This is a genomic window from Acinetobacter sp. YH01009 (assembly GCF_013420765.1).
Lineage (GTDB): Bacteria > Pseudomonadota > Gammaproteobacteria > Pseudomonadales > Moraxellaceae > Acinetobacter > Acinetobacter amyesii.
The window spans coordinates 57,600-69,270 of record NZ_VOYE01000004.1 but is presented as its reverse complement, the minus strand read 5'-3'; the positions used below and the strand labels follow the sequence as shown (position 1 = coordinate 69,270).

Here is an 11,671-nt window from a genome sequence, read left to right as displayed (position 1 = left end):
TGGGAGGTTTTTTTAACTCAATTAACGATTGTTGTTTTCGTCGTCTTGAGCATCTTCAAATTTAGTTTCGCCATCAAAACCAGCATTTTGACCGCCGAAGCCACTTTGACCGCCGAAGCCACCTTGACCACCAAAGCCACCTTGACCACCGAAGCCACCTTGACCACCGAAGCCACCTTGACCACCAAAGCCACTTTGACCACCGAAGCCACCTTGACCACCGAAGCCACCTTGACCACCGAAGCCGCCTTGTTGACCACCGCCGAAGCCGCCTTGTTGACCACCGAAGCCAGCAGCGCCTTGAGCACCAGCAGGAGCACCAGCAGGACGTGGGTTACGTGCTGGAACAACAGTTGAAATAGCGTGTTTGTAAACCATTTGGCTTACAGTATTTTTTAATAAAACAACGTATTGGTCGAAAGATTCAATATGACCTTGCAATTTAATACCGTTTACAAGGAAGATCGACACTGGAATACGTTCTTTACGGAGAGAATTTAAGAACGGATCTTGTAAAGTTTGACCTTTAGACATGTTATAACTCCAAAAAATAATAAAAATCAGCGCAAAAGCTACCTTTACTTTTCAATTAAAAATTATCAAAAAGGTAGTCTGTAAATTTTGCTTTATCCGTAGCACTTTCGCAAGTCTTCTTGAGCCTGCTGCGCAGTTAAATATGTAGTAAATTTATGCGTTTCTTGCAAAGATCTTAACCAAGTATATTGACGTTTTGCAAGTTGTCGTGTTGCAAAAAGTGCCTTATCCTCCATTTCACGCTGTTTTTCGCTACTTTGATCACTATTTTTCAAAAAATCTAAAGCTTGACGATATCCAACTGAGCGCATAGAGGGTAAATTTTCATCTAAATCGTATTTTTCAATGAGAGCTTTCACTTCATTTAAAAATCCAATTTCCCACATTATTTTTAGACGTCGAGCTATACGCTCATGTAATTCTAATCGGTCGGGCAATAATGCGTAATTATGAAAATTGTATCGGTATGGTACGTTTTTAGGTTGCTCAGCTTGTAACTGAGTAATGGGTTTACCGGTTAACTTAAAAACTTCGAGCGCACGGATAATTCGTTGCTTATCACTCGGTTTAAATTTTTCACCTGCCAATGGGTCTACATTGCACAGTTCTGCATATACAGCGTCCCAACCTTGCGACTCAGCTTTGGCTTCAATTTCAGCACGTACAGCATAGTCTGCACTTGGTAAGTTTGAAGACAACCCTTCCAATAAAGCTTTGTAATACAACATCGTGCCACCGACTAAAATCGGTGTTTTACCTCGGGCATGCATATCATCAATCAGCACACACGCATCTTCCACAAAGTTCGCTGCCGAATACACTTCTAGCGGACTGATAATATCAATCAAATGATGTGGATATTTCTCCAACTCAGCTTTACTCGGCTTGGCCGTACCAATATCCATATCCTGAAAAACCAAAGCAGAATCGACTGAAATTAATTCGAATCCACCTTGCTCGTATAACTCACATGCCAAGGCGGTTTTACCGCTTGCAGTTGGTCCCATTAAGTTGATGACCGGCAATTGATTTGACATGTAAAACTACTCTCCCCGAGCAAAAAGTTTATCTAGCTGTGCCAATGGAAACGCACGCCACGTCGGACGTCCATGGTTACATTGGCTGGCAAATTCAGTTTGTTCCATCTGACGCAGTAATGCATTCATTTCAGATAGACTTAAAATACGGTGTGCGCGTACAGCGCCGTGACAGGCCATGCCTGCCAATATTTGATCGCGCTTTTGTAGTAACCCTGCAACCTGATCACTTGGGTCTAAATCATTTAATAAATCTGGAATCAGCGCATCAAAGTCTGCTTTATGCAAAATGGCAGGAACACCTCGGACAATAACTTGCTCATCGCCATATTGGTCTATTTCTAAACCTAATCGTGCCAATTGTTCTTTGAGCTCATCGACGCGCATAGCTTGCATCCGACTGATACTGACGACTTTAGGAATCAGCAATTGCTGCGATGTCCAAAACTCAGGTTTATCCCAAGCAGTTTTCATTTGTTGCAAAACAATGCGCTCATGTGCCGCATGCATATCAACAATGATTAAACCTTCGGTGTTTTGGGCCAAAATATAAATACCATGCAATTGCGCAATGGCAATCCCCAAAGGATGCTCATCGACTTTCTGCTGAATATGTTCAGCCAATGCGGTATCCGGATCATTTAACGACTCAGTTTGACGTAAAGGCGCCAAATAACTTTGCAATGCATTATTGAGCTGTCTGGAACCCGCTAAATTTGACTGATATCCAGCACTATTGTTCGACGCATTTGAATATTGCTGTGTATAAGCTTCCTGCCCTGTTGGCGCATGATTAGAAGCATATTGCACTGTTGCAGGTGAACTAAAGTCAGTGAGTCCGCCTGAGATCTCTGGACTGACAAAATTTGAGCCTTGCTCTGCAACTGGCTGAGATTGATGTAATGAAAATTGTTCCTGATGACGCGGCTGCGGAATAATATTTTCGTGTGCCTGCCCGTCGAGTTTCATTGCAGATGACAATTCGGCTGTCGCGGTTTGAAATTGCGCTAAAGTCGATTTGGCAAAATGGCGCACAAACTCATGTACTTCACGTTGATTTAGAAAACGTATTTCATGCTTGGTTGGATGCACATTCACATCGATATTTTCTGGATCAACTTCCATAAACAACAAATAAGCGGCATGTTGATGCCCATGCAAAATACCGTCATAAGCCATGCGAAGTGCATGTGAAACGGTCTTGTCTTTTACGATACGTCCATTCACATAGACATATTGCATATCGGCCTGCGCACGTGCATCTGAAGGATGGCCTAACCAACCACTGAGACGCATATTGACGCTATCAGCATCTATCCAGTACGCATTTTCAGTAAATTGACGGCCTAATAATTGTTGTACCCGCTGAAAACGGAGCGCGCCACTGTCTGCAATAGGCAAGTTCAGCTTAATACTATTGTTATGCTCAAGGACAAAACGTATATCAAAATGGGTCAGTGCCAAACGACGGACAATTTCTTCGATATGTCCAAACTCAGTCCCCGGTTTTTTGAGGAACTTACGCCGTGCAGGCACATTAAAAAATAAATCTTGCACACGGATGGTGGTGCCTTGCGTCGCTGCCACAGGCTGAATTTCTTGCGAATCAAATGCGGTGCCATTTACTTCGACCTGATAGCCTACACCGTCATCATTTTGGCTACTGGTCAATGTCAAACGAGACACCGCAGCGATCGAAGCCAAGGCTTCCCCACGAAAACCTAGACTTACAATGGCATGCAAATCTTCAGCAGTTTGGATTTTACTTGTGGCATGGCGCATGACCGCCAAAGGTAGATCTTCAGGGTGAATACCCCGACCATTGTCTATTATTTCAATCAGTGTACTGCCGCCTTGTTCAATACGAACAATCAGCTCAGTCGCCCCTGCATCAATGGCATTTTCCAGTAATTCTTTGACCACAGAAGCAGGACGTTCAATCACTTCCCCTGCGGCAATTTGGTTGGCTAAGGCAGGATCAAGCGTTCGAATGCGGCGGGCACTGATTTCATTCAGCATGGTTAAATTTTTGCTCCAAAGCGTTTTGCAAAGTTTCTGAAGAAGAGCTTAAAGTCGCTGTACGGGTGGTTTCATCCGCAGACTTTTCAATATTAATAATTAAATCAGCCTCAGGGATTTCGTCGCCCCCTTTAGATGGCCATTCAAATAAAAATAGGGCGTTCGGCGTTTCTAAATAATCACGGATACCCATAAGTTCAAGCTCATAAGGGTCATTCAGACGATATAAATCAAAATGAAAAATATCTTGTCCTTGAATATTGTAAGGTTCAACTAATGTATAGGTTGGACTTTTTACCGCACCTTGATGACCCAAGTGTTGTAAAAAATAACGTGTTAACGTGGTCTTTCCTGCACCCAAGTCACCAATTAAATACGCTACACCCGTCGTAAAATGCGTCGCCAGTACGGTAGCTAAGTTTTGGGTATCGACTTCACTATTAAGTTCCAGACTGAATGAATACTGCATATTACTCACAACATGTACATAAGAATTAAATATGATAGCATCGCACTGGCTAAAATGGATATGTTCACACTACAGATTGAGCATTTTTCATGATGTGTTCTCTGCTTTATTTGCTCAGTTTTTAGATCTTTCTTCATGCACAGTTTTGAATTTACTCCCCCAATGATCAATGGTGTTAGTGCCAGCAAAGTCTTCCTTGACGGTCAACACACGCAAGCCTCTACCGTCTATGCATATTTGTGTGAACAATTTCCTCATATCCAAGCAGCAGAGTGGCAACAACGATTTAAGGATGGATTGGTCTATGCCGCAAATGGTGACGTTTTAACGATAGACAGTCCTTTTGAAGCCAATCGTCATGTTTATTATTATCGATTCTTAGCGCATGAAATCCATGTTCCTTTTGAGCATCAGATTTTGTTTGAAAATGATCATTTCATTGTGGTCGATAAACCACATTTTCTCACCATGAGTCCAACCGGTCAGTATGTACAAGAAACCTTATTGGTTCGACTCAAAAAACAAACGCAGCTTGAACAGCTAACGCCGATTCATCGTTTAGACCGTGAAACTGCAGGTGTGGTGCTGTTTTCCAAATGTGTCGAAAGCCGTGGGCTGTATCAACAAATGTTTGCCACTCGAAACGTTCAAAAAACCTATCATGCCATTGCAGCTTATCGAGATGAATTAAATTTCCCAATCACAACTCGCTATCGCATGGAAAAAGGTCAACCTTTTTATACAATGCAAATAGTAGATGGTGAACCTAACAGCGAAACCTTCATTCAGCTGATCCAGCAGCATGGAAACCGCGCTAAGTATGAATTAAATCCCCATACCGGCAAGCAACACCAACTTCGTGTACATTTAAATGCTTTGGGCATTCCAATTCAAAATGACCCCTTTTATCCAGTAGTACAACATAAGGCAGATGACGATTTCAGCCAACCTTTACAACTACTTGCGAAACATCTTGAGTTTATCGATCCTGTGACAGAGCAGGCTTTTCAATTCAGTTCTGCCTATGAATTGACACTGTAAATCGATTGTCATTACATTAAATTGATAAAATACTGCCAAACTTTCTTGAATTTAAAACAGTTTTGATTAGAATAAATGCGAAAAGTTAAGTATTTTAAAGCTTTCTAAGAATATGAGAAAAACTGAAGTCTACCAAATCCGCCTCGATTCACAGGAAAAGAAACAGGCCTTTGCCGTGTTTAAACAATTAGGCATTACACCTGCACAGGCTGTACGTCTATTCTTTAAACAAGTTGTTTTAACCAAATCAATCCCCTTCTCTATTGAAAACCAAAATATCAATATTGAACAATTGATTAAGTTACGCAAATTAAAACAACAAGAAGCCCAAGCCATTTCAACCACTGAAATTAGCCCTGCGGAATTAGAAATTTTAAATAATGATCCATTATTAGATGATGATCATCTCGACTTGTTTGAAGAGCTCAATGCAATTTTGGGTGAAGGTGACAAAACTTAACACTGTCGCATTTATAAACAATTTATAAATCAACCAATTTCGAAAATTCGATATGCTTCATGCAAGACTGATAAAAATAGCATGGAGTATAGAAAAAAATGATCGTTCGACGCGCAACAGAAGCAGACCTTCATCCACTTGCTGTTTTATTTGATGAATATCGCCAATTTTATGGCACCTCTTCTAATCTTGATATCTCATATAAATTTCTAAGACAACGTTTTGAAAATAATGAAAGCGTAATTTTTATTTGCTTAAAAGATGATGTGATTACTGGGTTTATCTTACTGTATTTGGGCTTTTCATCTGTGGCTTGTTCAACCTACTATATTTTAGATGATGTCTATGTCAGCCCTGTATATCGTCGTCAGGGTTCAGCCAAACAATTGATCGATACCGCGGTTCTCTTTGCTCAACATGAAGGTGCGCTTCGAATCAGCCTCGAAACTCAAAAAAATAACTATCACTCACATCAGCTCTATGAATCGATGGGCTTCATTAAAGATGATGAATTTCAAACTTATCATTACTTTATTCGCTAATGCCTTGCTCGGCATTAAAAACATCATCAACGCATATTAGAAACGCATCTTTAAATAATTAGCAGACATATTTATGGGCTTTAATACCGCACATTCATCCTTCAAATGATGACGTATCAAAGCCCTGTACCTATTACTGTGAATTTAGATTTTCACGAAATTTCGATTGTTCAATTTGCGCTGCATTCAAATAGATCCATTCACCCTCAGCAATATCTTCAAGCTTTAATTGTCCTATTTGAGCACGATGTAATGTTTCAACTTTATTGCCGGCAGCCGCCAACATCCGCTTCACTTGATGATATACCCCTTGATGGACAGTCATTTGCAATTGATGTGAAGCCAATAGCTGTACATCGGTTGCAGCGAAAATGCCTTTTTCGTTTCGAAGCTCCACGCCTTGTTCTAATTGTTGTATTTGCTCAGGTGTCACAGGATCTGCGGTATGCATCGAATACACTTTGGCAACATGCTTTTTAGGGTGTGTAAGCGCTTGTAGATATTGACCATCATCCGTGAGCAGCAACAGTCCAGTGGTGTCTTGATCCAGTCGCCCGACGCATTGCAGACCACGATTTAACAGCACATCATCAAATAATTCAAAAACACTAAAATGATGGGTTGCCTGATGCGAACATTCATAACCTTGAGGTTTATTTAACGCGATATAAACATGCTCACGATAGGTATAGTCCTGTCCATGCACACTGTAAGTTAAATCATTCAAGTCCAGCTTTTGCTTTGGATTATCTACAATCTCACCGTGTATTTCGACCGCACCATTTTTAATCAACTGTTGGCAATATTTACGCGAACCAAAACCTTGTGATTGCAGCATTTTTTCCAAAAACATAGAACAACCTAATAAACACCATATATTGCTATTTTATACTGAACCACGAGCCAACTTGCAGGAAAAATAGCGGAAATAATCTTGAACGCCAGTTTTTAATGTTTCTGCGCTACACTATTGATTATTTATTGAAGTTTCTCACGAATATCCTATGTCTCAGTTGGATTTAAATCTGATCGTGTTATTGGTGTTATTGGCTTGTGGCATCTTTAGCCACAATACAGCGATCACCATAGCAGCAGGTGTCTTGATTATTTTCCGCATCACGCCTTTAAGTGAATTTTTCCCCTATCTGCAACAATATGGCTTAAACATTGGCATTATTATTTTAACCATTGGCGTACTCACGCCGATCGCTAGCGGAAAAATACCCGGTGATTCGATTTTAAAATCCTTTTTAAGTTGGAAATCCCTCGTCGCAATCGCCATTGGCATCTTTGTCGCATGGCTAGGCGGACGTGGTGTCAAACTGATGTCCAATCAGCCAGATGTGGTTGCCGGACTATTGATTGGGACAGTCGCAGGTGTTGCCATGCTGCGTGGTGTACCTGTCGGCCCACTCATTGCAGCAGGCATCTTGTCGCTACTGATTGGGATTAAACAATAAGGCCGTTGCTGACATAGCGGTTTAACAAAATTTTAATTTGAGCCATGCTGCATTTGAAATAAACGTCGACTAAGCATGATTCCAACGAATGATAATGCTGACATCAAGATCCCCGCCCAAAACCACGCGCCAGTTTGTGAAACCACAGTGGCAATCACAGGTGGCAGAACAAATTGTGATATGGCAGAGCATTGTAAAATCATGCCGACCGTCGTACTAATTGCCGCAGGATAAGGTGCAAAATGCAGTGCTTGCGCAAAGACCGTCGCAGCAACCAAGCCTCCAAAAAGCGAAAAACTAAACACCGTTAAATATTGCAGTAAAAAAGGTAACGCATCTTTAGAGAGATAAAACCCTAAGGAGCAAATGATCAAAACAGCAAAACCCAGTTGGACTAAAGTTTTAGCTTGAAAACCACGCTGTAATAGCAGTCCACACCCCCATGTGCCCACAGCATTCGCAACGGCAACACTGGCTGTTAAAGCACCCGCCAGTTCTGCTGAAATTTGGTTTTGGGCATAAATCATCGGTAAGAAGCCCACCAATGCAAACCACTGCCCTGCATATGTCCCAAAAATGAGCGCCAAAAGCCATGCTGCAGGATGTTTCAGAGTATCCCGAATGAGACCAATAATAGGTGTTGTATTCAGCGCCACATTAGGCTGAGGAATAAACATAGCGATACAGAGTAGTAATGCTGCAGTAATCATAGCGAAACTGAGCCAAACCACACTCCAACCATATTGAGCAATTAGAAATGGCGCAACCAATAAGGCAATGCCCATACCTCCACCCATATAGGCACTCCACAGCCCCATCTTTGCGCTGATGTGCTGTAGCGGTACAAGCTGACGGATAAATGCAGGCCCTGTGAGTGTCACCAATAAGAAGCCAAATCCTTCTATGACACGCAGTAGCAACAAGACATCAAAGCTTTGTGCAAAGCTCCCCCATGCACTTGCTATCGTCAATAGACTTAAGCCCAATAAGATACACAGTTTAAATCCAATTTTTTGGATATAACTACCAATCAACAATGCAAAGCACATTCCTGCACCCTGTACTAGTGAGAGCAATAAACCAGACTGAATAAAGCTAATACCAAGTTGCTGTTGTAATACAGGTATTGCGGGCGGTAATTTCCCGATATGCATTGCAGCAACAAAACCTGCCGCAATAATGAATAAATCTTTTGACATCCCTTTCATTGAATTGTCATGCTCTTTTCGCCATGCAATAGTGCACAGCTTAACAATTCAAAATATTATTTTGAGTCAAAAAACAAATGACCTTAGATGATTTTTCAATTATTTAATCATCTTGCACCGTCACATGCTAAGCGCACTTTGATTTAAATTAAACAATGATATTCCGTGATGTCATCTGCAATTGTTTGAGACAACACGTATTCCCATCAAAAATGTTTTTTCTGATACTTTCAATAATTTGGCGGTAGTGAAGGAATTCACCTGCCTAACAATTAGTGAATTATTTAAGCAGTGAGTTATTCAATATTTACTTGTTTCCGTTCACGCTTATTGGCGTACATTTTCAAGTCTGCCATTTCGACCAATTGATCGATGGATTCGGCATCCTCTGGAAATAAAGCCATGCCAATACTGGCACCAATTTTCAAGCTCATTTGCTCGAATGCAAATGGCAGTCCGCAACTTTCTGCGATTCGATTCATCGCCGTTTGCGCACGCTCTAAGTTGGCAATATTGGTTAAAATCACAGCAAATTCATCACCGCCCAAGCGTGCAACCAAGTCATCTTGACGTGTTTCACGCAAAATGCGCTGTGCAATTTCTTTCAGTGCAGCATCCCCAATGCGATGTCCAAACTGATCATTAATCGGCTTCAGACCATCCATATCAATCATCAAGATACCCAGTACTTTTTTCTGCGCGCGAGCTTTTTCTATACCTTGGCGTAAAAAGTCGACAAACAAAGCCCGATTGGCTAAGCCGGTTAAGCTATCTTGAGTCGCCAATTTATATAACTCTGTCGCACCGAAACGTGTTGCATGGTACATCGCCGCAGCGATCAACTCAGACATCAAACTCAATATATGTAAATCAGCTTCCTGAAAGGCATCGACTTGGTCAGAGTAAATCTTTAAAACACCAACACCTTCATCACAGTGAATCAATGGCACCACAGCCATCGAACGCAACCCGACACGTCGACATGCCACGCGATCTACCCGTGCATCTGTTTCCGAATCTTGGCAATACAATGTTTGTTTTTGCGCAATACATAGACCTGATAAGCTATTTTCAATATGTAGTCTTAAACCCAGTAAATGACTCGCCCCACCAGACACTGCACGATAGACCATATCACCATCTTCAGCCAACTCTACAACTGCACCTTTAGCATGTGTAATCTGCTGCGCCTGTTCTGCCACTACGGTCATCACTGCATTTAGATCTAAACCCAGTTTGGCAATAGCTGTCTGAGTTTGAATCACAGACATGAGTTGAGTTGGTGAGGGTTCTATAGAATTGGGCATGATTGAGTTCAAACAGGGTTCAATGTGAGATACAGCTCAATTCTAAAAATTATTCATCCACTTGTATAGCAATCTTAAAGTAATTTCTGCGCATTCAAGCACTTTAGATACAACTCTTTCAAATACTGCTCTTCGAAAGAAAATGCACTCAAGGAAACAACAGAGCAAGCAGAATCATCGATACATATTTCGAAGGTTGGGGAAGTCATGATGTATGGATGCCCCACGTATTTCACGACTCTCCCCCTGAATATTATTTCAACGCGTAAATTTCACTCTGCATCCATTCTCCGCCTTCCAATTGCACATCAACAGCCACACGTTGATATTCAGCACCTTCAAATTCATCTAAAGCAGCCCAATGAGCTGCTAAGTTTTCAGAGATAAAAACATAGCCTTCAATGGCTTGACCTGCCTTCGATAAACGAATGCCCGGACTGCCCATAGCCGCACCCCAGCCTTTATGTTCTAATTCACCCCAAACCGCACCTTTCTTCCACACACCACCTATGCGCTCCATCACATTAGCATTGGGCTGACCTAGACGTAATGTCCCGTATACAAAAAGACTCTGAATCATAGATCCCCCTTAGTTGGAATAATATTGATTGCGTTTTTGTGAGAATTTCGCCAACTGTTTTAGGAAGCCTTCAAAGTAGCTTTTTTCAGCCTCTTCGGTACGATAACCGGCGTACAAAGTCCGTCTTAAACCTTCAGGTGAAACACAATCTAAGCGTCGAGAGGTCACCCAACCTTTTTGTTCATATTCATTTACCACCCAATCAGGTAATGCCGCGATACCACGACCACTTGCAACCAACTGAATCAGCATCTGGGTCAAATCTGTGGTACGGACGTGTTTAGGCTGAATATTGGCCGGTAAAAATAATTTCGCCATGATATCTAAACGATGTTTATCGACCGGATAGGTAATAAGCGTTTCTTCTGCTAATTCTTGAACAGTCACATTTGTTGCACGAACCAAGGGATGCGTATTTGACAGTACCAAACGAGACTCATATTCAAAGATAGGGAAATATTCCACACCTTTTAAATTGATTGGGTCTGCCGTAATCAGAAGATCAAACTCGCCTGTTTGTAATAGTTCATGCGGATTGGCTTCAAAGCCAGAGGCAAAGTCCAAATCTACATCGGGGTATTGCTGACGGTAGACATTCAATAACGGCATCAGCCAATCAAAACAACTATGACATTCAGAAGAAAAAATAATTCGGCCGGTTTGACCATGCACAATACGTGTAATGTCCGATTGCGCAATTTGAACTTGCGGCAAAATATCATCAGCAAGGCGTAGTAAACGTTGCCCAACATTCGAAAAGGTCACAGGACGTGTGCGTCGGTTCACCACCTCTACCCCATACCAATGATCTAGCTCTTTCAACTGGTGTGAAAGTGCAGAAGGCGTTAAACACAGATCATTAGATGCAGCGACCAAAGAACCGTGTTCTCTGAGTGCCAATAAGGTTTTGAGATGGCGTAATTCCAACATAATGAGTTCCACAAACGACATACTGAATGAGCTGAAAATCAGTATTTTTAAATTATATTTATCATATCATGATATTTATGAATC

At 41.5% G+C, this 11,671-nt stretch carries 13 protein-coding genes; 4 read left to right on the top strand and 9 right to left on the bottom strand.

Translation table 11 applies throughout. The features are described from left to right. Nucleotides 1-21: 21 nt before the first annotated feature. From hfq to tsaE, 4 genes are all read right to left on the bottom strand, one after another. Complete coding sequence (gene hfq, locus FTT76_RS06045; RefSeq protein WP_180007345.1) at nt 22-534, bottom strand: RNA chaperone Hfq; 513 nt, start codon at nt 532-534, stop codon at nt 22-24. Nucleotides 535-626: 92 nt separating this feature from the next. Further along, nucleotides 627-1,571 carry a tRNA (adenosine(37)-N6)-dimethylallyltransferase MiaA gene (gene miaA / locus FTT76_RS06040; RefSeq protein ID WP_180007346.1) on the bottom strand — a complete coding sequence of 315 codons (945 nt, stop codon included), beginning with the start codon at nt 1,569-1,571 and terminating at the stop codon, nt 627-629. A 6-nt stretch (nt 1,572-1,577) separates the two neighbouring features. Next, nucleotides 1,578-3,590, bottom strand: coding sequence for a DNA mismatch repair endonuclease MutL (gene mutL, locus FTT76_RS06035; protein ID WP_180007347.1), 2,013 nt, complete (start codon nt 3,588-3,590; stop codon nt 1,578-1,580). Next, on the bottom strand, nt 3,580-4,059 hold the full coding sequence (gene tsaE, locus FTT76_RS06030) for a tRNA (adenosine(37)-N6)-threonylcarbamoyltransferase complex ATPase subunit type 1 TsaE (RefSeq protein ID WP_180007348.1): 480 nt from the start codon (nt 4,057-4,059) through the stop codon (nt 3,580-3,582). Before tsaE ends, mutL begins: the two co-directional genes overlap by 11 nt. A 135-nt stretch (nt 4,060-4,194) precedes the next feature. Between tsaE and FTT76_RS06025 the strand changes: the two genes are divergently transcribed. From FTT76_RS06025 to FTT76_RS06015, 3 genes are all read left to right on the top strand, one after another. Then, the gene (locus FTT76_RS06025) at nt 4,195-5,100 is read left to right on the top strand and encodes a pseudouridine synthase (protein ID WP_180007349.1); all 906 of its coding nucleotides are present in this window, start codon (nt 4,195-4,197) and stop codon (nt 5,098-5,100) included. 112 nt (nt 5,101-5,212) lie between these two features. Next, the gene (locus FTT76_RS06020; protein ID WP_078189014.1) at nt 5,213-5,560 is read left to right on the top strand and encodes a type II toxin-antitoxin system RelB/DinJ family antitoxin; all 348 of its coding nucleotides are present in this window, start codon (nt 5,213-5,215) and stop codon (nt 5,558-5,560) included. 98 nt (nt 5,561-5,658) lie between these two features. Beyond that, nucleotides 5,659-6,102, top strand: a complete 444-nt coding sequence (locus FTT76_RS06015; RefSeq protein WP_168378877.1) for a GNAT family N-acetyltransferase — start codon at nt 5,659-5,661, stop codon at nt 6,100-6,102. Nucleotides 6,103-6,235: 133 nt separating this feature from the next. Here the strand turns inward: FTT76_RS06015 and FTT76_RS06010 are convergent, their stop codons facing one another. Next, on the bottom strand, nt 6,236-6,955 hold the full coding sequence (locus tag FTT76_RS06010) for a pseudouridine synthase (protein ID WP_180190162.1): 720 nt from the start codon (nt 6,953-6,955) through the stop codon (nt 6,236-6,238). 151 nt (nt 6,956-7,106) lie between these two features. On the opposite strand from FTT76_RS06010, the gene FTT76_RS06005 reads away from it, so the two are divergent. After that, a complete protein-coding gene (locus FTT76_RS06005) occupies nt 7,107-7,562 on the top strand; it encodes a DUF441 domain-containing protein (RefSeq protein WP_180003104.1) in 456 nt (151 codons plus the stop codon). A 32-nt stretch (nt 7,563-7,594) separates the two neighbouring features. Here FTT76_RS06005 and FTT76_RS06000 read toward each other — a convergent pair whose 3' ends face one another. The 4 genes from FTT76_RS06000 to FTT76_RS05985 all read right to left on the bottom strand — a co-directional run bounded on the left by FTT76_RS06000 (nt 7,595) and on the right by FTT76_RS05985 (nt 11,587). Continuing rightward, the gene (locus FTT76_RS06000) at nt 7,595-8,761 is read right to left on the bottom strand and encodes a CynX/NimT family MFS transporter (protein ID WP_257223272.1); all 1,167 of its coding nucleotides are present in this window, start codon (nt 8,759-8,761) and stop codon (nt 7,595-7,597) included. Nucleotides 8,762-9,066: 305 nt separating this feature from the next. After that, nucleotides 9,067-10,077 (bottom strand): sensor domain-containing diguanylate cyclase, encoded by a 1,011-nt coding sequence (locus FTT76_RS05995; protein ID WP_180007352.1) that lies wholly within the window; start codon nt 10,075-10,077, stop codon nt 9,067-9,069. Nucleotides 10,078-10,330: 253 nt separating this feature from the next. Further along, nucleotides 10,331-10,654 carry a gamma-glutamylcyclotransferase family protein gene (locus FTT76_RS05990; protein ID WP_180007389.1) on the bottom strand — a complete coding sequence of 108 codons (324 nt, stop codon included), beginning with the start codon at nt 10,652-10,654 and terminating at the stop codon, nt 10,331-10,333. Between the two features lie 12 nt (nt 10,655-10,666). After that, nucleotides 10,667-11,587: a LysR family transcriptional regulator gene (locus FTT76_RS05985; RefSeq protein ID WP_078189020.1), complete on the bottom strand. Its 921-nt coding sequence runs from the start codon at nt 11,585-11,587 to the stop codon at nt 10,667-10,669. Nucleotides 11,588-11,671 lie beyond the last annotated feature (84 nt).

Excerpts from the sequence above, each read along its gene's own strand:
- hfq (WP_180007345.1), bottom strand. The coding sequence starts at position 534 with ATGTCTAAAGGTCAAACTTTACAAGATCCGTTCTTAAATTCTCTCCGT.
- miaA (WP_180007346.1), bottom strand. The coding sequence starts at position 1,571 with ATGTCAAATCAATTGCCGGTCATCAACTTAATGGGACCAACTGCAAGC.
- mutL (WP_180007347.1), bottom strand. The coding sequence starts at position 3,590 with ATGCTGAATGAAATCAGTGCCCGCCGCATTCGAACGCTTGATCCTGCC.
- tsaE (WP_180007348.1), bottom strand. The coding sequence starts at position 4,059 with ATGCAGTATTCATTCAGTCTGGAACTTAATAGTGAAGTCGATACCCAA.
- FTT76_RS06025 (WP_180007349.1), top strand. The coding sequence starts at position 4,195 with ATGCACAGTTTTGAATTTACTCCCCCAATGATCAATGGTGTTAGTGCC.
- FTT76_RS06020 (WP_078189014.1), top strand. The coding sequence starts at position 5,213 with ATGAGAAAAACTGAAGTCTACCAAATCCGCCTCGATTCACAGGAAAAG.
- FTT76_RS06015 (WP_168378877.1), top strand. The coding sequence starts at position 5,659 with ATGATCGTTCGACGCGCAACAGAAGCAGACCTTCATCCACTTGCTGTT.
- FTT76_RS06010 (WP_180190162.1), bottom strand. The coding sequence starts at position 6,955 with ATGTTTTTGGAAAAAATGCTGCAATCACAAGGTTTTGGTTCGCGTAAA.
- FTT76_RS06005 (WP_180003104.1), top strand. The coding sequence starts at position 7,107 with ATGTCTCAGTTGGATTTAAATCTGATCGTGTTATTGGTGTTATTGGCT.
- FTT76_RS06000 (WP_257223272.1), bottom strand. The coding sequence starts at position 8,761 with ATGTCAAAAGATTTATTCATTATTGCGGCAGGTTTTGTTGCTGCAATG.
- FTT76_RS05995 (WP_180007352.1), bottom strand. The coding sequence starts at position 10,077 with ATGCCCAATTCTATAGAACCCTCACCAACTCAACTCATGTCTGTGATT.
- FTT76_RS05985 (WP_078189020.1), bottom strand. The coding sequence starts at position 11,587 with ATGTTGGAATTACGCCATCTCAAAACCTTATTGGCACTCAGAGAACAC.